Source organism: Amycolatopsis sp. lyj-346, from assembly GCF_046548975.1.
Lineage (GTDB): Bacteria > Actinomycetota > Actinomycetes > Mycobacteriales > Pseudonocardiaceae > Amycolatopsis.
On the sequence record NZ_JAJPWT010000001.1, the window covers coordinates 227,337 to 247,384 of the forward strand.

The window sequence follows — 20,048 nt, forward strand, 5'->3', positions numbered from 1 at the left end:
GCGGCCTTGGCCGGACGCGAGCGGGTGGCGAAGGTTCTCGAGGGTCGCCGCTTCCAGAACTTCATCATCGCCGTGATCGTCTTCAACGCGGTCACCCTCGGCATGGAGACGTCGACGTCGCTCATGGACGGCTACGGCGGCCTGCTGCACGTCCTCGACCACCTCGCGCTGGGTATCTTCGTCGCCGAGCTGCTGGCCAAGTTCTACGCCTACCGCGGCGGCTTCTTCCGCGACAACTGGAACATCTTCGACCTGCTGGTGGTCGGCATCGCGGTGATCCCGGCGACCGGGCCGTTCGCGGTGCTGCGGTCGCTGCGCGTGCTCCGGGTGCTGCGGCTGATCTCGGTGGTGCCGTCGATGCGCAAGGTCGTCCAAGGCCTGCTCGCCGCGATCCCCGGCATGGCGTCGATCGCCGCGCTGCTCGCGCTGATCATCTTCGTCGCCGGCGTGATGGCGACGAAGCTGTTCGGCGCCATCGACCCCGGCGACTTCGGCGACCTCGGCACGTCGCTGTTCACCCTGTTCCAGGTGATGACCGGCGAGGCGTGGCCGGACATCGCGAAGACGATCATGGAACAGGCGCCGCTGGCCTGGATCTTCTTCGTCGTCTACATCCTGGTGTCCAGCTTCGCGGTGCTGAACCTCTTCATCGCCGTCGTGGTCAGCGGCATGGAGGACGAGCTGCGCCAGGACATCCGCGAGGAGGAGGCGAAGCAGGCCGAAACGCAGGCCGCCGCCAACCAGGAAATCCTCGACGAGCTCCGCGCCCTGCGCGCGGAGCTGGCCGAACTGCGGCAGAACGCGGTTTAGTCGTCCGCGATCAGGGCCTCGAGCGCCGGCAGCGCCGCCAGCAGGGCCTCCCGGTGGTCGGGTGAGAGCCGGTCGAGCCGCCGGTTGAGCTCCTGCACCCGGGTCGAGCGGACGCCGGACACGAGCCGCTCGCCCTCTTCGGTCGCCTTCGCCAGCCAGGCCCGGCGGTCGACCGGGTCGGATTCGCGGCTCACGTACCCGGCCTCGACCAGCGACGCGATGATCCGCGACATCGTCGCCGCGGCCACGCCCTCCCTGGCCGCGAGGTCGCCGAGGCGCAGCTGGCCCGCGTGGACCAGCGTCGCCAGCGCCGAGAGGGCGCCGTGGCCCGGCCCCGGCACGCCGGCCTGCCGCAGTGACCGGGACAGCCTCCCCACGGCGAGGTACAACCTGCCCGAGACGTCCTGGACCGATGTGCTCGTCACGGCTGGCTCCTTCTGCCCTCGCCCCGCCGCGGGTGCGCCGGAAAGTGCCGTCCACCTTACGGGTCGGAAGTCACGCTCGGTGTTAAGCCACCTCGGCGTTATACCGGGGCTTCGCCACGGGCCGGGGGCTCCGCCACCCGGAGCCCCCGAAAGCAGCAGTTCACCGGGGCGGGCTCGACGCCTGCGCCCAGAAGCGCTGCGGCACGCGCCCGGCCTCGCGGGCCAGCCGTCCGGCGACGACGCCCGCCCGCATCGCCGCAGCCATCCGCTCGGGATCGGCCGCCCGGGTGACGGCGGTGGACAGCAGGACGGCGTCGCAGCCGAGCTCCATCGCCAGCGTGGCGTCCGACGCCGTGCCGATTCCGGCGTCGAGGATCACCGGGACGCCCGCCCGCGAAACGATCAGCTCGATGTTGTGCGGATTCCGGATGCCGAGGCCGGTGCCGATCGGCGCGCCGAGGGGCATCACCGCGGCGCAGCCGGCCTCCTCCAGGCGCAGCGCGAGCACCGGGTCGTCGTTCGTGTAGGCGAACACGGTGAACCCGTCGGCGGCCAGCCGTTCGGCGGCGTCGAGCGTCTCGAACGGGTCCGGCAGCAGCGTCCGGTCGTCGGCGTGCACCTCGAGCTTGATGAGGTCGGTTTCCAGCGCCTCGCGGGCGAGCTGCGCGGTGAGCACGGCTTCGGCGGCCGTCCGGCAGCCCGCCGTGTTCGGCAGCAGCTCGATGCCGAGCCGGTTGAGGAGTTCGAGGACGCCGGAGCCGCCTTCGGCGTCGGCGCGGCGCATGGCGACGGTGGTCAGCTCGGTGCCGGACGCCACCAGCGCGCGTTCCAGCACGGCGAGGTTGGCCGCGCCGCCGGTGCCGATGATCAGCCGGGACGTCAGCTTGCAGGCGCCGATGACCAGCGGTTCTTCGTCCATTTCAGCCTCCCTGGACCGCGGTGAGCACGTCGACGCCCGCGCCCTTGGGCACGGGGGTGGCCGCCCAGTCGGCGCGGCGGACGACCACGCCGTCGACCGCGACGGCGATGCCGGGCCGCTGCCCGCCGGTGGCGTCGAGGACGTCGGCGACGGTGGCGCCGTCCGGGAACGCCGTCCACTCGCCGTTGAGCTTGATCTCCATCACACGTGCTCCTTCTGGTGCAGGCGGGCGGGGGACGCCGCTTCGGTGCCTTCGGGCGGCTTCTCCCCCTCGAGCCAGGCCACCACGGCGTCCGCGGTCACGGGGGCCATCAGCAGGCCGTTGCGGTGGTGTCCGGTGGCGGCGAAGACGCCGTCGTCCAAGACGCCGAGGTACGGCAGCGCGTCCCGGCTGCCGGCCCGCAGGCCGGCGGCGGTCTCGGTCAGCTCGTACTCGGTGATCGCGGGGAAGACGCGCTCGGCGCCTTCGAGCAGCTCGCGCACGCCGCGGGCGGTGACGGCCTGGTCGAAGCCGGCCTCGTACTGGGTGGCGCCGAGGACGAGTTCCTGGTCGCCGCGCGGAACGAGGTAGATCGGGCGGCCTTCGACGACGGCCCGGACGGTGAGCTTCGGCGGCGGCAGGCAGCCGCGGCGGGGCTTGAGCCGCAGGATTTCGCCTTTGAGCGGGCGCACGGCGTCGGCGAGCCGCGGGTGCAGCCGCCCGGTCCAGGCGCCTGCGGCGAGCACGACGGCTTCGGCGTCCGGGAGTTCTTCGACGCGCTCGCGGACGAACCGGACGCCGTGGTTCACGCAGGCCCGGTACAGCGCGTCGAGCAGTTTCCGGTTGTCCACGGCCAGGTCACCGGGCACGTGCAGTCCACTTCGGACGGACCCGACACCGGGTTCGAGCCGCTTGGCCTCCCGGCCGGTGAGCCGCTCGGCCGCGCGGCCGAGCGAGTGCAGGTGGCCGGCCAGGATGTCCAGGTAGCCGGCGTCGGCGCGGTCGAAGGCGACGACGAGCGTCCCGTGCCCGGCCAGCCCGGGGTCGACGCCCTCTTTTCCGAGGTCGCGCGCGAAGCCGGGCCACCTCTTCAGCGACGCTTCACCGAGGCGGAGGACGTCCTCCTCGCCCGGCCAGGCCTCGGTGACCGGGGCGAGCATGCCGCCGGCCAGCCAGGACGCACCGCCGCGGGCCGGCTCGGGGTCGTACAGGGTGACCTGGTGTTTTCCGGCGGCCGCGCGCCACGCCGCGGACAGGCCGATCACGCCGCCGCCCACCACTGCCAGGTTCGTCATGGAATCACGCTCCCTGCGCCGGCATGACCCGGATCAGGTTCCACGGTCGGAGCGGCAGCTCCCTCTCAGCCCGTGCCTCGGGCTCCCGTGCGGACACATCCACCCTACTGTGCCGTTCGTTGATAATCCAACCGCAGTCACGGCCGGATGGCTTTCGCGGCAACGACACCTGCCGCTCGACGGCGGCCTGCTTGGGTCGGATTATCAACGGGCGCGGTACCGTCGCCGCTATGCCCGCCCTCTCCGGTGACAAGATCCGCGCCCGCCTCGACGCGGCGCGCCTGTACCTGTGCACGGACGCCCGCACGACCCGCGGCGACCTGGCTGCCTTCGCCGACGCGGCCCTCGCGGGCGGCGTCGACATCATCCAGCTGCGCGACAAGACCGGCGCACTGGAGGCGGCCGGCGAGATCGCGGCGCTGGAGGTGCTGGCGGAGGCGTGCGCCCGGCACGGGGCGTTGCTCTCGGTGAACGACCGGGCCGACGTGGCGCTGGCGGTCGGGGCGGATGTGCTCCACCTGGGGCAGGACGACATCCCGGTGCCGCTGGCCCGCCGCATCCTGGGCGACGACGTCGTGATCGGGCGGTCGACGCACTCGCTCGACCAGGCCCTCGCCGCGGCCGCGGAGCCGGGGGTCGACTACTTCTGCACCGGCCCCTGCTGGCCGACCCCGACCAAGCCGGGACGTCCGGCGCCGGGCCTGGACCTGGTGCGCGCGACGGCGGCCTGGGCCCCCGACCGGCCGTGGTTCGCCATCGGCGGCATCGACGGGCCCCGGCTCCCGGAGGTCCTCGACGCGGGCGCGTCCCGGATCGTGGTGGTCCGGGCGATCACCGAAGCCGAAGACCCCGAGGCCGCGGCGCGGGAGCTGCGAGCCCGCCTCCCCTGACTCACGGGGTCGGCGTGACCACCGCGCCCTTGCTGGTCTGCGGGGTTGCCGTCGTGGCCGGGGCCGAGGTCGACGGCTGTTCGGTCGTCGTGCTCGGGGTGGTCGCCGGGGTCTCGGACGTCGTCGTCGGCGGGGTCGAGGTGTCCGTCGGGGTCGTGGTCGTCTCCGTCGGGGACACCTGGGTGTCCTCCGTCGAGGCCGGCGGGGTCGTCGACGGCGTCCTCTCCTGGTGGCCGGGGCTGCCGGTGAAGATCTTGCCGATGCTCGTGCCGGTTCCGCCGCCGATCTGGGTGCCCGTCGCCGACTCGAAGCCGACGATCGACAGGATCGCCACCGCGAACGCCGCCACGCTGGTGCCGATGAGCAACGGCCAGCGCAGTTTCCGCAGCCGTGACGGCTCGGGCTTGGCCAGCTGGACCGTCGGCTGGTCGGTGATCGGCACCTCCGGCGTATCGGGCGCTTCCGCGGGCCCGCGGCGCCGGATTCCCGACGTCGCCAGCTGGCGCGCTTTGAGCGCCGCCTCCCGCGTGCGCTGCAGGGAGCGCAGGTACAGCTCGCTGCCGACCGTCGACACCACACTCGCCACGCCGGCGCCGACCACCGTGCCCGCCACGCCCAGCGTCGAGCCGAGCAGGGCCGCGGTCACCGCCGCGAGCGCCGCCGCCAGGACCTGCGCGATGCGCAGGCCCGACTTTTCTTCCTTCTCCTCTGAAGCCGCTACGTTCTCCTTGCTCATGATCCCGATCTAGGTAGTCCGTGTTCTCCCCTGTCCAACGTGTAAGGCGCGTGAGTGACTCCCCTCGTTGCCACAGCGTGAGGAGGACCACTCCGTCTGTCCATATTAGACACTCCGAACCGAACGTTTTCTTGACATACTCGGCACATGGAACTGGTGACGATCTCTGACATCGAGGCCGCCGCGAAGCGCGTCGAAGATGTCGCCGTGCGGACGCCCCTGCTGCTCCAGACCTGGGATCCCCGCAAGACCCTGTGGCTCAAACCCGAAAGCCTGCAGCCGGTGGGCGCGTTCAAGGTGCGCGGCGCGTTCAACGCCATCGCCGCGCTCGACGACGCGGCCCGCTCCCGCGGCGTCATCGCCTACTCGAGCGGCAACCACGCGCAGGCGGTCGCGTACGCCGCGCAGCGGTACGGCGTACCCGCGGTGATCGTCGTGCCGGACGTCGCGCCGCGGATCAAGGTCGAGGCCACCCGCGCGTACGGCGCCGAGGTCGTCGAGGTGCCGATCGGCGAACACGAGGCGAAAGCGCGTGAACTGGCCGTCGAACGCGGGCTGACCCTCGTCCCGCCCTTCGACCACGCGGCCATCATCGCCGGACAGGGCACGGCGGGCCTGGAGATCGCCGAGGACCTGCCGGACGTCGAGGTCGTGCTCGTCCCGATCAGCGGTGGCGGGCTGGCGGCCGGGGTCGGCACCGCGATCAAGGCCCGGTGCCCGCGGGCGCGCGTGATCGGCGTCGAGCCCGCGCTGGCCGCGGACGTCGCCGACAGCCTCCGGCGGGACGAGCTGGTCCGGTGGCCGCAGGCCGACCGCGCCCGCACGATCGCCGACGGCCTGCGCTCGCAACCGTCGGAACTGACCTTCGCCCATTTGCGCGAGGTCGTCGACCAGATGGTCACCGTGACCGAGGACGAGATCCGCGAGGCCGTCCGCGTCCTCGCCCGCAAGGCCCGCCTGGTGGCCGAGCCCAGCGGCGCGGTGACGACGGCGGCGTACCTGTTCCACGCCGACGAGCTCCCGGCCGGCAAGACGGTCGCGCTCGTCTCGGGCGGCAACGCCGACCCGGCGCTGTTCGCCGAGATCCTCGCCTGACCAACACTCACCTCAAGCGCCCCAAGGTGGCCTTGGGTGCGTCCAACGCACCGAAGGCCACCTTGGGTGCGCTCAACGCACCGAAGGCCACATTGGGTGCGTCCAACGCACCGAAGGCCACCTTGGGTGCGCTCAACGCACCGAAGGCCACATTGGGGCGCTGGGGGCTAGGAGCCGGCGACGGAGGAGCCTCGGCGGATGTGCGTCGGCGGGCCTTCGACGCCGCAGTGGTAGCACTCGCCGAGGTGGGGGCACTCGTCGTCGGGCTTGGCCTCCGCCGGTGGGGCGAGGACGCCGTTGTGGATGCCCAGCGCGATCAGCCCGCCGGCGATCGCCAGTGCCGCGCAGATGATCAGCGCCGTCCGCCAGCCCGCGGTCAGCGCGACCGGGTCGGCGTACGCCTCGCCGGTCAGCCCGGCCGCGGCGGGCAGCACGGCCACCGCCAGCAGGCCGCCCGAGCGGGCGATGGCGTTGTTGACGCCGGACGCGACGCCGGCGTAGCGGTCCGGGGCCGCGGCGAGCACCGTCGCGGTCACCGGGGCCACGACCGTCGCCAGGCCGAGCCCGAAGACCACGACCGCGGGCAGCACCGCGCCGAGGTAGGACGCGCCGGGCGCGATGCGCAGCATCAGCAGCATCCCGATGCCGACGACGATCGGGCCGACGACCAGCTGCACGCGCGGGCCGATGCGCTGGGCGAGCGCGCCGGAGCGGCCCGAGAGCAGCAGCATGATCACCGTCAGCGGCAGCCCGGCCAGGCCGGACGCGGTCGGCGAGTAGCCGAGCGAGACCTGCAGCTGCATGACCAGCAGCATCATCACGCCGCCGAGCGCCGCGTAGACGACGAAGGTCAAGGCGTTCGACAGCGTGAACGTGCGGTCGCGGAACAGCGACGGCGGCACGAGCGGCTTCGCCGAGCGGTGCTGGACGGCGACGAACGCGGCCAGCCCCGCGATCCCCAGCAGGCCCGCGCCGAGAACCAGCGGGTCGCCGACGCCGCGGGCGGGCGCCTCCACCAGCGCGCCGGTGATCCCGGCGAGGCCGAGCGCGCCGAGGGCGGCGGCGCCGAAGTCCGGGTGCCCGGTGGCCTCCGGGTCGCGGGATTCCGGGACGAACCGGCGCGCCATGAGCACCACGGCGACCGCGATCGGCACGTTGATGAGGAACGCCAGCCGCCACGACCACACCTGCACGAGGAAGCCGCCGAGCAACGGCCCGGCGGCGGCCGCGATGCCGCCGAGCCCGGACCAGGCGCCGATCGCGCGGGCGCGGGCGTCGTGCGCGAAGGACGCCTGGAGGATCGCGAGCGACCCGGGTGTCAGGAGGGCACCGCCGATGCCCTGCAGGATCCGCATCGCGACGAGCATCTCGGTGGACGTCGCCGCGGCGCACAGCCCGGAGGCGACCCCGAACCAGACGACGCCGACGAGGTACACGCGGCGCCTGCCGTACCGGTCGCCGAGCGAACCCGCGACGAGGATGAGCGCGGCGAGTGCCAGCAGGTAGCCGTCGAGGATCCACTGGAGCCCCGCCACGGAGGCGTTCAGCTCGGCGCCGATCCGGGGCAGGGCGACGTTGACGATGGTCCCGTCGAGCATCGCCATGCCGGAGCCGAGGATCGTGGTGGTCAGCAGGCCGCGGGCGGCGCCGGTGCCCCACCGGATCCCGGTGTCTTCAGTGGAGTTCACCGGGCAACTCCACCGTGCCCGGAGACCCCCGTCAACCGCGGGGGCGCTCCGGGTCCGGGGTTCACGGCAGCAGGGTCGTCACGAACTTGTAGCGGTCACCGCGGTAGACCGAGCGGGCGAACTCGACCGGCTTGCCGTCCGTGGCGAACGAGTGGCGGGTCAGCATCAGCACCGGCATGCCGACGTCCGCGCCGAGCATCTCCGCTTCCTGCGGTCCCGCCAGCGACGTCTCGATCGTTTCTTCCGCGCGTTCGAGTTCGACGCCGTAGTGCTCGCGCAGAACGGCGTACAACGAACCGCCGGCGGAGACGTGCTTGCGCAGCCCGCGGAATCGGCCGAGGGGAAGGTGCGTCGTCTCCAGTGCCATCGGCTGGGAGTCCGCCAGTCGAAGTCGTCGAAGGCGAAGGATTTTCGCGCCGGTCCGGATTCCGAGCAGCTTCGCGAGGTCGCCCTCGACCGGCATTTCCTCGACTTCCAGCAGCTTCGACGACGGCTTCAGGCCCTGCTTGCGCATGTCCTCGGTGTAGGAGGACAGCTGCAGCCGCTGGGCGAGCTTCGGCTCGGCCGCGAAGGTGCCTTTTCCCTGCACGCGGTGCAGGCGGCCTTCGGCGGTGAGATCGGCCAGCGCCTGGCGCACGGTGGTGCGGGAGACCGTGAACTCCCCGGCGAGCGCGCGTTCGGTCGGGATCGGCGACCCCGGCGGCAGCACGTCCAGCAGGTCGAGGAGGTGCTGTTTCAGCGCCCAGTATTTGGGCTCGCGCTGCCCGCGCATCCCGGCGACGGCGCCTGCCTCGCCCGTGGTGGTGGTCTCCAACATGCCCGGCTCCCTCTGTCTTCCCTCATCGCACGCCACGTCCCCGTAAGAAACGTACCCTTTTCCCCAAACGCGCCGCCCCTATAACATTGGTCTAGACCTGACCGACGCCGCCTGAGTCCGGTACATAATGCCGGAGGTGGAGAGGAAAATGATGACCGAACAACGGCCCGGCGCGCACATGGCCGCGGAGATCGCCCAGCAGCCGGACGTCTTGGCGGGACTGGTGCAGCGTCAGGCGGAAATCGCCGAAGTGGCGGAAAAGATCTCACAACGCCCCCCGCGGTTCGCGTTGCTCGCCGCCCGTGGATCGAGTGACCACGCAGCGTTGTACGCGAAGTACCTGATCGAGGTACTGCTCGGCCTTCCCGCCGGTCTGGTTTCCCCGTCCACGGCGACGCTGTACGGCGCGCGGCCCGACCTGCGGGACGTGCTGTTCGTCACGGTGAGCCAGAGCGGCGGCTCGCCCGACCTGATCGAGGTCACCGAAACGGCGCGGCGCCAGGGCGCGCTGACGGTGTCCGTCACCAACACCCCGGACTCGCCGCTGCGGGCGGCGTCCGAGCTCGGCGTCGACATCGGCGCGGGTGTCGAGAAGGCCGTCGCGGCCACCAAGACCTACTCCGCGACGCTGATGGCGCTGTACCTGCTGATCGACGCGGTCCGCGGCGGCAAGGCCGCTGACGCCGACAAGATCGGCGAGCTGGCGCAGCAGACCCTCGACGGCGCCGCCGAAGGCGTGGAGCGCGCGGTCGACCGGTACCGCTTCGTGGACCGCGTTCTCACCACCGGCCGCGGCTACTCCTACGCGTCCGCACTCGAAGGCGCGCTCAAGCTCGCCGAGACCAGCTACCTCGCCGCCCGCGCGTACAGCGGCGCGGACCTGCTGCACGGCCCGGTCGCGGCGGTGGACGGCGAGACCGCCGTGCTCGCGGTGACCAGCGCCGGGCACGGCGGCCGGGCGATGCACGAGGTCCTCGAGGCCGTCGGCAAGCGCGGCGCGGACGTCCTCGCGGTCGGCTCGGCCGCTGCCGAGGTGCCCGCGGCGCTGCGCATCGACGTCGCGCCGACGGTCGAAGCGCTGGCGCCGATCCTGGAGATCCTCCCGCTCCAGCGGATCGCGCTCGGCCTGTCGCTGGCCCGCGGCGGCGACCCGGACAGCCCGCGCGGCCTGCTGAAGGTGACCAAGACCCGGTGAGCTTCGCGGTGGGCGTCGACGCCGGCGGCACGTCGACCAGGGCAGCACTGGTCGACGCCGCCGGCGCGGTCCTGGGCGCGGGGCGCGGCGAAGGCGCCAACCCCAACGCGCACGCGCCGGAAACCGCCGCAGGCCGGATCGCCGACGTGATCACCGCGGCGCTCGGCGACCACGACCCCCGGGACGTGCGGGCGTGCGTCGTCGGCATGGCCGGGGTCAGCAAGCTGAGCGACCGGGGCGTGGCGGCGGTCTTCGACGCGGCGTGGGCGCGGATCGGCCTCACGTGCGCGGTCCGGACCGTCGCCGACGCCGAAGTGGCGTACGCGTCGGCGACACCGGCACCGGACGGGACGGTCGTCGTCGCCGGCACCGGCTCGATCGTGGGCCGGATCCGGAACCGGCGGCTCGCGGGCACGACCGGCGGCTACGGCTGGCTGCTCGGCGACGAAGGGTCCGCGTTCTGGCTCGGCCGCGAAGCCGTCCGTTCCACTTTGGAGGCACTGGGCCGCGGGCGGCCGCTCGACGGGCTGCCGTCGGCGGTGCTCGCCGCCGCGCTCGGACTGTCCGGTTTGGACATCCAGGGCGACGCCGGGCGGCTGGCCGCGTCCCGGGCGCTGATCACGGCGGCCAACGCCGAAGCGCCGGTCCGGCTCGCCCGGTTCGCCCCGTTGGTGAGCGCGGCGCACGACGCGGGCGAGCCCGCGGCACGGGAGATCGTCGCCCGCGCAGCCGGGCACCTGGCCGAAAACGCCCTCGCGGCGCGCGAGCCCGGCGAGTCGTCTCCGGTCGTGCTCGTCGGCTCCGTGCTCACCGGAGCCAGCCCGGTCGGCGAGCTCGTGCGACGCCGTCTGGCCGGCCTCGAGGTGCTGACCAGCTCCGATGGGGTGCTCGGGGCGGCGTGGCTGGCCGCCGTGGAGGCCTTTGGCGAGGGGACGCCGCGCCCCCGGCCGCAGGGATCTTGAGCAAAACGCGGCGCAAAGCCGCGAAAACGTCGACTGAACCCGGGTAGTCCGGGTACCGTAGGCAGTGGCCCCCGGACCCTCCCCCCTCGCCGGGGGCCGCCTTATGCCCCGGGTACCTCGTCCGAGCGGGTTTCCGGCGCCAGGCGCAGGCCGGGATGCTCCGGCGGCAACGCCCGGTAGAGCACCCAGCCACTGACCGCGACGGTGAGCGCGACGAGCGGCCACGACAGCACCGTGCGGGCCACGCCGAGGGCGAGCACCTGGCCGGCCGACCACAGCGAGCCGTAGACGACCACGCGCAGCGTGTACTGGAGCACCCACACCCAGCTCGCCCGTGAGTAGGCCTTGAGCAGCACGGTGTCGCGGCGCCACCGCGTCTTCTGGCCCAGCAGCAGGCCGACGACCACGCCGAGCAGCGGCCAGCGCACGACGATGCTGGCCGCCCACAGCAGTGCGCTGGCCACATTGGACATCAGCTGCAGCAGGAAGAAGTCCTGGGCACGGCCGGTGTGCAGGGCGATCAGCGCGGCCGCGATGACGCCGGCCAGGCTGACGACCAGCGCGCGGACCTTGCCACCGCGGGCGATCCGGTAGCCGCCGACCGCGACGGCGACCGCCACGGCGGCGCCCGCACCCCAGGCGACGGACTGACCGGCCGCGAGCCAGCCGGCGACGAAGCCGACGGGCGGGATGCTGGCGTCGAGCGCGCCCCGGCGGCCACCGAGGATCTGCGCGAGCGACTCACGGGGTTCTCCGGACACGTGTCCAGCCTGCCGGATTGCGTCCGAGACACCCCGGGCAGGGAGATTTTCGCCACATCGGGTGCCGGAATTGCCTCCCAGTGTGCTGTTTCACGGCATGCCGAAGGTGAAGACTACGTAATAGAGAGGCGGAGAGGGCCGACAAGATAAGACACTGTTACCGCAGGCTGAACGCCCGGGGGTGGAGCGGGTTTGCGGCCGATGGTTAGTTGAGGTGTACAACTGCATGTCGGGGTGTCGGTCGCAGGATGGGAAGGGGACCCACGTGTACGGATTCGACAGCTACGTAGCCCTCGGTGACAGCTTCACCGAGGGGCTCAACGACGACCTGCCGGACGGCTCCTTCCGGGGGTGGGCCGACCGGCTGGCCGAGGTCCTGGCGGCCGGCCGCAGCGACTTCCGCTACGCCAACCTCGCCCTGCGGGGCAAGATGCTCGACGAGATCCTGGACGAGCAGCTGCCGATCGCACTGGAGCTGAAGCCCGATCTGGTCACGCTCTGCGCGGGCGGCAACGACATCATCGTGCCGGGCGCGGACGTCGACGCGGTCACCGAGCGCCTGGAGGAGGGCGTCGCGAAGCTGCGCGAGGCGGGCATCCCGGTGCTGATGTTCAACGGCCCGGACACGAAGGTCCTGTCGGTGATGTCGGTGCTGCGCGGCAAGGTGGCGATCTACAACACGAACCTGTGGGCGATCGCGGAGCGCCACGGAGCCCGCATGGTCGACCTCTGGACCATGGGCCCGCTGCACGACCGCCGAGCCTGGAGCGACGACCGCCTGCACTTTTCCCCGGAGGGCCACCACAGGATCGCCCTGAAGGCGGCCGAGGTACTGGGCATCCCGGCGGACGGCGACTGGCGCGAGCCATGGCCACTGGAGGAACACCCGAGCCGCTGGATCGACTCGCGGCGGTCGGATCTGACGTGGACGAAGGTGCATCTGCTGCCCTGGATCCGACGGCAGCTGACGGGCCAGTCGATGGGCGACGGGCTGTCGCCGAAGCGGCCGCAGCTGGCGCCGTTGGTGCCGATCGAGGTACTCGAGGTGCCGGAGACGGCCCGGCAGCAGCAGGCGAGCTGAGCCTTCCCGGCTGACGGCAGGGCTTTCCGGTAGGGCTTTCGGCAGGGGCTTTCGGCGCAGCTGCGGGGTGGGCGCGCTTGGAGGCCCGTTGAGGTTTGTCGCACCACGCTTCGCGACGGGCGGCGAGAGGCACGGCCGAGCGCGGTGAAGCCGCCGGTCGCGGCGACCGGGGGGTCAAGGCTGCCCGCTGCCCGCTGCCCGCTGCCCGCTGCCCGCTGCCCGCTGCCCGCTGCCCGCTGCCCGCTGCCCGCTGCCCGCTGCCCGCTGCCCGCTGCCCGCTGCCCGCTGCCCGCTGCCCGCTGCCCGCTGCGGACGATCTTCCCCGGCCCGAAACTGCCTAAACCACCGAATTCACCGAATTCACCGAAACCGACCCAAAACCGCCCCCGGGCCTGACCCACCCTCCCTGGGGGAACCACCCCGCTTCCAGCCTATCGCCCAACTCCGACGGAAAGTGCTCGACCGCTCACGATCTTCCGAGTTGTCCACACGTAGACCCACCTGGGGACAACTTGTGGATCACCACCCGGATTCAGGTCGCCATCCCGCGACACCCGGCCTACAGTCCCCTTATGCGTCGGCGCTGGATCCTCGTGGTCCCGGTTGCGGTGCTGGTCACAGCGCTGCTCGCGGGGGCCGCCACCTGGGCCCAGTCCGGCAGCCTGGAGCGCGACCTGACCGCGCGGGCCCAAGCCGCCCTCTTCGAAGCCGGGCTGCCCACCGGGGACGTCCGCTTCGACGGGCGGGACGCCACCCTCAGCGGCTTCCTGCCCACCCAAGCGCTGAGAGCCCTCGAAGTCGTGCAACGCGTCGATGGTGTCCGGGCCGCCAAGGTCAACGGCGACGTCACCCCGGTGGCGCCGAGCACCACCACGAGCCCGCCGCCGCCGACCACGACCAGCCCGCCGCCGACCACCAGCACCACCGCTCCGCCACCCACCGACAAGGCCGGGGTGCAGGCCGAGATCGACCGGATGCTCGCCGAGGCGCCCATTGCCTTCGAGCCCGACACCGCTCGGCTCACCCCTGAAGGCGAACAGGCCGCCCGCGGCATCGCGATCGCCCTCGCCAAGGCGCCCGCCGCCTTCCGGTACCGGGTCACCGGGCACGTCGCGCGGGGGCCCGGCGGCGAAAACGCCGCCCTCAAGCTCTCCCGGGACCGCGCCCGTGCCGTCGCGCGGATCCTGACCGCCAACGGGCTGGCGGCCAAGCGCGTGACCTTCCGGGGGCTGGGCGACACCCGGCCGGCCACCGGCGGCGAAGAAGACCGGCGTGTCGAGATCACGGTCGTTTGAGGGGTGATGAGCTGATGTTCTGGCTGTTCGGGCAGATCTGGCTGTGGCTGATCGTCGCCTTCGCCCTCGGTGCGCTGACGTCGTGGCTCGTACTGCGTCCCAAGCCCCAGCCCGCGTCCGCGCCGGAAACCGGACCCGAATTCGAAGAAGAATCGCGGTACGAGCCGCCGCCGCCACTCTCCACCGAGCAAACGCAGTTCATCCCGGCCGCCTGGGCCCAGCACGCACCCGACCGGCGCGCCGACGTGCCCGACGACGAAGAAGCCGATCCCGTCGGCCACCGCGAAGGGCACTTGCCGCTGCCGCCGCAGCGCGGGGCGCAGGCCGAGGACTGGCCCACCGAAGAAGAGCCCGCCTGGCCGGAGTCCGAAGAGGCCCCGCAGTGGCCGCACCAGCCTGGGCGCGGTGGCTGACACCCATCCTGGTAAGTTCGGCTACGCACTGTGAGCGAGGCCTGAGGAGGGGGTGGAGTGGCGCTCCCCCATTGGACGCCGCAGCAGGTCCTGCCGCCGGGCCGGCACGCAGGTGACCTCGCCGACGTCTACGAACGCCTGGTGTTCGACGCCCCGCACCAGAACGACCGCGAGATCCTGTTCAGCGCGCTCAACAGCTACCTCGGCGTCGCCCGGCGGATCATCCCGTCCGGCCGCGCCTGGATCGGCGGCGAGCTCATCACCCGCACCGCCCACCCACCGCAAAGCCTCGACGTCGTCCTCATCCCGGACGAATGGGGCGCGCTCAAGCGGCTCGACGGCGCCGGCCGGTCCGCGCTCTACGGCCTGCTCACGCTGCGCGGCGTGATCGTCGGGCAGCCCGCGATGTACCTCGACCAGGTGCAGCCGGTCGGCGGCATGCTGGACGGCTTCCTGTGCCGTCCCGGCGACGAAGACGTGTGGGCCGAGGTCTGGGCCGAAGGCGGCAGGGGCTACCCGGAGATGATCTGGTGAGGAACGAGTTCCGGCGCATCGCCGACGAGATCCCCGGCGGCACGTGGCTCGACGACCTGGCCCGCGCCTCGGCGATGGCGGCCAACGCCAAGTTCGAGCGGACGTCCCGCTCGCCGCTGCTGCACGTGTCGGTGATCGGCGAGCAGACCATCGACGCCTACACCTTCTCCGACATCAGCCGCGCCCTGCAGGACGCGACCGCGAAGATCGGGCACATCATCCGGAACCCGTCCGGCGAGGTCACCCAGGTCCAGCAGACCGACCGGGACAAGGCGCCGCTGATCCAGCGCGGCCAGGCGGGCAACGCCATCTTCTTCGGCTTTCCGGAGCCGGTGGCCGAAGACGCGCTGATCGTCGACGGCATCGAGACGCTGTCCGAGCGCGCGGTCAAGGAGCTGTGCGACTTCCTGCCGGCGAACGGCTCGGACGACGGCGCGCTCGACGCCGTGCTGCTGCAGCGCGACACCGTCCGCAACGCGGTGAGCGACATCGTCAACGCCGTCGCGAAGAACGCCGGTATCGGGATGGCGCTGACGCCGACCGCGGGCGAGCAGGTCACCCGCAGCATGACCACCGAGCAGGCGCGGATCCTGCAGGGCAGCCTCCGCGAGTCCCGCGAGGAAGTCGGCTACGAAACGGTGCGCGGACGGCTCGACGGCGTCCGCACCCGGCGGCGCATCTTCTACCTCGACCGCGAGTCGGGCGGCACGATCCAGGGCGCGGTGGCCCCGGACCTGCTCGACGAGATCAAGGAGAACCTCGACCGCCCGGTGACCGCCCGGTTGCGCGTCGTGCGCACGACGACGATCGACGGCCGCCGCGGACGGCCCGTCTTCGAACTGCTCGAAATCACCCCGGAAGTGAGCCTTTTCGACTGAAAAGTCCGTTATGCGACTTTAGTCTTGAACGCGCGCCGAACAGTGGGAACTCCGATATTCTTTCCATTGATCACCGGGCCACACCCTGCCCGCGATGTCAGGAAATATCGATACCCGGCGACAAATGGTGGGACAATGACTTTTTCCACCAGGTAACAATTTCGTTCTGGGCCACACTTATGGGTTAACGTCGTCGGACTCCCACCCGAAGGGGTTCGCATGATGACCGACCCGCAGTACCCGCCGGCCACCGCGCGACACGGCCGGCCCGCACCGCCGGTGACGGCCACGGAGCGTCGTCAAGCCAATGCGAGGCCCGCGCGGAACATCCTGGCGATCGTCGGCCTGCTGCTCGGGGTGGCCGCGCTGGTCGTCACCTTCGTGCCGGACATCGAGTTCGTCGCGTGGCCGCTGGGCGGGATCGGGCTCGTCCTGGCGATCACCGGATTGGTGCAGGTCAAGAAGGGCACCGTCGGTGACCGCGGGGTGGCGATCACCGCCACCGCCGTCACGGCCGCCGCCCTGCTCACCGCGGCCGGGGTACTGCTCTACTCGACCTTCTTCGCCGGCGGCGAGTCCGGGCTGCACCTGCCCGCGGTGGCCGGCGACAAGCACACCGTGACCTTCCAGGTCACCTCCGCGGGCGGCGCGACCGTGCGCTACGGCAGCCTCAACGACCAGCGCACCGAAAACGCGCCCGCCAGCACCGACGCCTGGCAGGGTGCAGCGTCGTACAACAATGGCTCCTACCTGTTGACGCTCACCGCGGACACCCGCAATGCGACGGTCAGCAACGAAATCCGCTGCGCCATTCTCGTCGACGGCAAGAAGGTCGCGGAAAACAGCGGGACGACGATCGCGCTCTGCACGGCGAACGTCGGCTGAGCGGACACCGCGAGCCGCCTGGCGACCGGCCGGCCTACCCCCACCTCGGCCGGCCGGGCCGCCACGAGCCGCTCCTGGCGGCTCCGGGCCCCGGCGCGGTTTCCCGCACGGGGCCTGGCACCGGCTTCTCCGCCTGCCCCTCCCCTAGGGCTCTGCCGGCACCGCCGAACCTACGCGGACAGCGCCCGCGCCCACTAAGAATCCACTAAGGATTCAGCGCGCGGGCGGGGTCGTGACCCATTCGCAACGAAATTCCCGCCGTCGATCCCGGCCGCCGCGGGCCGAAAAGCGCCGGAAAGGGTTCACTGCAGATCGGCGAGTTCCGTGCGGACCTCACCGACGAGCTTCGGGTGCACGCGCTCGTAAATGCGCACGGACAACGCCAGTTGTTCACGCGCGCCGTCGATGTCGCCACGGGCCCGCAGCACCCGGCCCAGCGTCAGCCGCAGTGCGCCTTCCCGCGCGACGAACTCGCGGCTGATCGCCAGGTCGATCGCCTCCCAGACGTACCGCTCGGCCGCCTCGTGGTCCCCGGCCCGCAGGCTCAGCTCGGCCAGCTTGTCCAGCGAGACGACGACCTGGTCGTCGTCGCCCAGTTCGCGGTCGATCCGCAGGCCGGCGCGCTGGTGGGCAATCGCGTCGGACAGCCGGCCCGCCCGCTTCTCCGCCTGCGCGCAGCTGCTCAGCGCCTGCCCGCGCAGGGTGACGTCGGGCGCGTTCGCGATCGCCGCGGCCAGCCGCTCGATGGCCTGCTCGTGTTCGCCGAGCCGGCTCAGCGCACGCCCGAGGTGCAGGTCCACCGACGTCCGCAGCCGCTGGTCGGCCGAGGCGGCGGAGGCGGCGGAGACTGCGGAGGCTGCGGAGGCTGCGGAGGCTGCGGACAGCTCAGCTGCCCGTTCGGCGTCGGCGAGCCCGAACCCCGGCAGCTCGAAGGTCAACGCGATCTCGCACCGCGCCAGCAGCAGCCAGCACTGCCCCGCGACGTCGCCCGCGGCTTCGGCGGCGGCGACGCCGAGGTCGGCCATCCGCGTCCACTCGTCCAGCAGCGGGCACGCGACGCGGTAGGTGTGCGCCAGCCGGGCCAGCCGCCAGACGTCGTCGTGGCGGCCCGCGGCGTACGCGGCGTCGAGCACGGCCAAGAGGTTCGGCCACTCGGCCGCGAACCAGTCGCGGGCCTCGGCGGCGCCGGGCAGCGGCGGCATCGCGTCGTCGGCGAGCACGCGCGAGAAGTCGAGCGGGTCGGCGACCCGGCCCAGCCGGCGCCGCGCCCGGTCGGCCACCGCCTGGTAGTAGCGGATCGTCCAGCCGAGCGCTTCGTCGCGCTCCTTGTCGCCGAGTTCCTGTTCCGCGAGCTCCCGCAGGTACAGCCAGACGAGGTCGTGGGGCACGAAGACGTCGCGCTCGGTCTCGGCGATGAGGTTGTGCGCGGCCAGCGCACGCAGCCGCCGCCGGGCCTCGGCCACGGTGATGTGCGCGACCGCGGCCATCACGTGCGGCCCGGCCGGCACGCCGGGGACCGCCCCCAGCTGCAGGAACGTCTCGGCCACTTCGCCGGGCAGGCCGCGGAAGGAGACGTCGAACGCCGCGCGGACGCTGTCGTCGGCGCCGTCGACCTGCAGACCGGCGAGCCGGGTGCGTTCGTTGCCGAGCTCGTCGACGAGCTCCTCCGCCGTCCGCTGGGCGCTCGCCGAGAGCCGCGCGCCCGCGATCCGCAGCGCCAGCGGGAGGTAGCCGCAGAGCCGCGCGAGGGCGTGGTTGAGGCTCGCCGGGCCGGCCAGCTCCTCGATGAGCGCCACCGCGTCGTCGGGCGCGAGCGTGCCGAGCACGCGCTGCTTGGCCGCGTTCGACACGGCGAGCCCGTCGAGGCGCGAGCGGCTGGTCACCACCGTCATCGTCCGCGCGCTCGGCGGCAGCAGCGGGCGCACCTGCTCGGCGGTGCGGGCGTCGTCGAGCAGCACCAGCATCCGCCGTCCGGCGATGAGCGACCGGTAGAGGGCGACGCGCTCGTGCAGCAGCTCCGGGATCTTCTCGGTTTCGACGCCGAGGCCGAGCAGGAACTGGGTGAGCAGCTCGGCCGGTTCCAGCGGTGGGTGGTGCGGGTCGAAGCCGCGCAGCGACGCGAACAGGACGCCGTCCGGGAACCGCGGCGCGACGCGGTGCGCCCACCACACGACCAGCGTGCTCTTGCCGATCCCGGCGGTGCCGGTGACCACGGCGATCGTCGTCTGCCCCGCTTCGGCCCTGGTCACCAGGCCGTCGAGCCAGGCCAGGTCGTCGTCGCGCCCGGCGAGGCTGGGCACCGCCGCCGGCAGCTGCGAAGGCGCACTACCGGCACTTTCACGTGAAAGTGCCGGTCGCAGGTGGGCACTTTCACGTGAAACTGCCCGGAGGTCGTCGTTGAGGACGCGCTCGTGCAGCCAGCGCAGCTCGGCTCCGGGCTCGACGCCGAGGGTGCGCAGCGTCGCGCGGGAGACGGTCCGGTACAGCTCGAGCGCGTCGCCGCGGCGGCCCGCGTGGTACAGCGCCCGCATCAGCTGCCCCGCGGTCCGCTCGGCCAGCGGATCGGCCCGGACGATCGGGCTGAGCTCGACGATCAGTTCCGCGTGCCGGCCGAGTTCGAGGTCGGCGTCGACGCGGGCGCCGTGCACGGCGCGGCGGAGGTCGTCCAGCTCGGGGGCCCGCAGGGAGTCGGGCACCCCGCCCAGCACCGGGCCCTGCCAGAGCGCGAGTGCCTCGGCGAGCAGCGCGGCGGCGACCTCCGGGGTGGCCACCGAGGCGCGGTCCAGCAGCGTGCGCGCCCGGTGGACGTCGATCCGGTCGGGATCGACGTCCAGCCGGTAACCCGGCGGGGTGGTGAGGATGCGCGGGCCGTCCAGGTCGCGCAGGACCCGCCGCAGGTGGGAGACGTTGCCGTGGACGATGGTCCGGGCGGTCGCCGGCGGGTCGTGGCCCCACAGGGCGTCGATGATCTCGTCGAGCCCGACGACCTTGCCGGGCTTCAGCGCCAGCAGCGCGAGCAGGCCGCGGACCGCGGGTCCGCCGATCGGGACGGGCCGGCCGTCGTGGAAGAGCTGAACGGGCCCGAGCAGCTGGAGCCGGGTCTGGGCCATGCGCGCGCCCACCTCCCCGTGGTCCACGGTGTCCCGGCGTCGCCCCCGCCGGAAAAGTCAACCTACCGTGATCGCCGGCTGCCGAATACCGCCTCACCGGGCCGGGACCAGGACGTTTCGTGACAGTGCGGATTCCGCAGCCGGGGTCCGGCGGGCCTGCGATTGACGCCGGAATGACAGAGCCCCGCACCACCGGTCCCGATCCGGTGGTGCGGGGCTCTGCTGGAACTTCCGGCCGGGCCGCCAGGGGGCCGGTCCGCCCGTCCGCCACCGTGGGCA

Annotated in this window: 20 protein-coding genes and 1 riboswitch; of the genes, 11 read left to right on the forward strand and 9 right to left on the reverse strand. The window is 72.5% G+C overall.

What is annotated here, in order from left to right; translation table 11 throughout:
• Positions 1-6 precede the first annotated feature (6 nt).
• The gene (locus ACLJQE_RS01135) at positions 7-810 is read left to right on the forward strand and encodes an ion transporter (RefSeq protein ID WP_410637030.1); all 804 of its coding nucleotides are present in this window, start codon (positions 7-9) and stop codon (positions 808-810) included.
• On the opposite strand, the gene ACLJQE_RS01140 is transcribed toward ACLJQE_RS01135, so the two are convergent.
• The 4 genes from ACLJQE_RS01140 to thiO all read right to left on the reverse strand — a co-directional run bounded on the left by ACLJQE_RS01140 (position 807) and on the right by thiO (position 3,429).
• The gene (locus ACLJQE_RS01140; protein ID WP_410637031.1) at positions 807-1,235 is read right to left on the reverse strand and encodes a MarR family winged helix-turn-helix transcriptional regulator; all 429 of its coding nucleotides are present in this window, start codon (positions 1,233-1,235) and stop codon (positions 807-809) included. The genes ACLJQE_RS01135 and ACLJQE_RS01140 overlap by 4 nt on opposite strands.
• Before the next feature lie 160 nt (positions 1,236-1,395).
• Complete coding sequence (locus ACLJQE_RS01145; protein ID WP_364002935.1) at positions 1,396-2,154, reverse strand: thiazole synthase; 759 nt, start codon at positions 2,152-2,154, stop codon at positions 1,396-1,398.
• A gap of 1 nt (position 2,155) precedes the next feature.
• Complete coding sequence (thiS, locus tag ACLJQE_RS01150; protein WP_410637032.1) at positions 2,156-2,356, reverse strand: sulfur carrier protein ThiS; 201 nt, start codon at positions 2,354-2,356, stop codon at positions 2,156-2,158.
• Positions 2,356-3,429, reverse strand: coding sequence for a glycine oxidase ThiO (thiO, locus tag ACLJQE_RS01155; RefSeq protein ID WP_410637033.1), 1,074 nt, complete (start codon positions 3,427-3,429; stop codon positions 2,356-2,358). The genes thiS and thiO overlap by 1 nt, the downstream gene beginning before the upstream one ends.
• Positions 3,423-3,528, reverse strand: a riboswitch (TPP riboswitch). (Overlaps the previous gene by 7 nt.)
• Before the next feature lie 131 nt (positions 3,529-3,659).
• Between thiO and thiE the strand changes: the two genes are divergently transcribed.
• Complete coding sequence (gene thiE / locus ACLJQE_RS01160) at positions 3,660-4,319, forward strand: thiamine phosphate synthase (RefSeq protein ID WP_410637034.1); 660 nt, start codon at positions 3,660-3,662, stop codon at positions 4,317-4,319.
• Between the two features lies 1 nt (position 4,320).
• On the opposite strand, the gene ACLJQE_RS01165 is transcribed toward thiE, so the two are convergent.
• Entirely contained in the window at positions 4,321-5,055 is a 735-nt protein-coding gene (locus tag ACLJQE_RS01165; protein ID WP_410637035.1) for a hypothetical protein, read from the reverse strand.
• Between the two features lie 147 nt (positions 5,056-5,202).
• On the opposite strand from ACLJQE_RS01165, the gene ACLJQE_RS01170 reads away from it, so the two are divergent.
• Complete coding sequence (locus tag ACLJQE_RS01170) at positions 5,203-6,150, forward strand: threonine/serine dehydratase (RefSeq protein WP_410637036.1); 948 nt, start codon at positions 5,203-5,205, stop codon at positions 6,148-6,150.
• A gap of 167 nt (positions 6,151-6,317) precedes the next feature.
• Here ACLJQE_RS01170 and ACLJQE_RS01175 read toward each other — a convergent pair whose 3' ends face one another.
• Together ACLJQE_RS01175 and ACLJQE_RS01180 are read right to left on the reverse strand one after the other, a co-directional pair.
• Complete coding sequence (locus ACLJQE_RS01175; RefSeq protein WP_410637037.1) at positions 6,318-7,838, reverse strand: MFS transporter; 1,521 nt, start codon at positions 7,836-7,838, stop codon at positions 6,318-6,320.
• A gap of 61 nt (positions 7,839-7,899) precedes the next feature.
• Positions 7,900-8,655: a GntR family transcriptional regulator gene (locus ACLJQE_RS01180; RefSeq protein ID WP_086846871.1), complete on the reverse strand. Its 756-nt coding sequence runs from the start codon at positions 8,653-8,655 to the stop codon at positions 7,900-7,902.
• 148 nt (positions 8,656-8,803) lie between these two features.
• Between ACLJQE_RS01180 and ACLJQE_RS01185 the strand changes: the two genes are divergently transcribed.
• A complete protein-coding gene (locus ACLJQE_RS01185) occupies positions 8,804-9,850 on the forward strand; it encodes an SIS domain-containing protein (RefSeq protein WP_410637038.1) in 1,047 nt (348 codons plus the stop codon).
• A complete protein-coding gene (locus ACLJQE_RS01190) occupies positions 9,847-10,812 on the forward strand; it encodes an N-acetylglucosamine kinase (protein ID WP_410637039.1) in 966 nt (321 codons plus the stop codon). The genes ACLJQE_RS01185 and ACLJQE_RS01190 overlap by 4 nt, the downstream gene beginning before the upstream one ends.
• Before the next feature lie 101 nt (positions 10,813-10,913).
• Here the strand turns inward: ACLJQE_RS01190 and ACLJQE_RS01195 are convergent, their stop codons facing one another.
• Entirely contained in the window at positions 10,914-11,573 is a 660-nt protein-coding gene (locus tag ACLJQE_RS01195; RefSeq protein WP_410637040.1) for a DUF3159 domain-containing protein, read from the reverse strand.
• A 265-nt stretch (positions 11,574-11,838) separates the two neighbouring features.
• On the opposite strand from ACLJQE_RS01195, the gene ACLJQE_RS01200 reads away from it, so the two are divergent.
• From ACLJQE_RS01200 to ACLJQE_RS01225, 6 genes are all read left to right on the forward strand, one after another.
• Entirely contained in the window at positions 11,839-12,654 is an 816-nt protein-coding gene (locus ACLJQE_RS01200) for an SGNH/GDSL hydrolase family protein (protein ID WP_410637041.1), read from the forward strand.
• Between the two features lie 572 nt (positions 12,655-13,226).
• The gene (locus ACLJQE_RS01205; protein ID WP_410637042.1) at positions 13,227-13,949 is read left to right on the forward strand and encodes an OmpA family protein; all 723 of its coding nucleotides are present in this window, start codon (positions 13,227-13,229) and stop codon (positions 13,947-13,949) included.
• 14 nt (positions 13,950-13,963) lie between these two features.
• The gene (locus ACLJQE_RS01210) at positions 13,964-14,362 is read left to right on the forward strand and encodes a hypothetical protein (RefSeq protein ID WP_410637043.1); all 399 of its coding nucleotides are present in this window, start codon (positions 13,964-13,966) and stop codon (positions 14,360-14,362) included.
• A 57-nt stretch (positions 14,363-14,419) separates the two neighbouring features.
• Complete coding sequence (locus ACLJQE_RS01215) at positions 14,420-14,896, forward strand: DUF6932 family protein (protein WP_410637044.1); 477 nt, start codon at positions 14,420-14,422, stop codon at positions 14,894-14,896.
• Positions 14,893-15,774, forward strand: a complete 882-nt coding sequence (locus tag ACLJQE_RS01220) for a hypothetical protein (RefSeq protein WP_410637045.1) — start codon at positions 14,893-14,895, stop codon at positions 15,772-15,774. Before ACLJQE_RS01215 ends, ACLJQE_RS01220 begins: the two co-directional genes overlap by 4 nt.
• 219 nt (positions 15,775-15,993) lie before the next feature.
• Positions 15,994-16,659, forward strand: a complete 666-nt coding sequence (locus tag ACLJQE_RS01225) for a DUF4190 domain-containing protein (RefSeq protein WP_410637046.1) — start codon at positions 15,994-15,996, stop codon at positions 16,657-16,659.
• Between the two features lie 302 nt (positions 16,660-16,961).
• On the opposite strand, the gene ACLJQE_RS01230 is transcribed toward ACLJQE_RS01225, so the two are convergent.
• Positions 16,962-19,769, reverse strand: a complete 2,808-nt coding sequence (locus ACLJQE_RS01230) for a BTAD domain-containing putative transcriptional regulator (protein WP_410637047.1) — start codon at positions 19,767-19,769, stop codon at positions 16,962-16,964.
• Positions 19,770-20,048 lie beyond the last annotated feature (279 nt).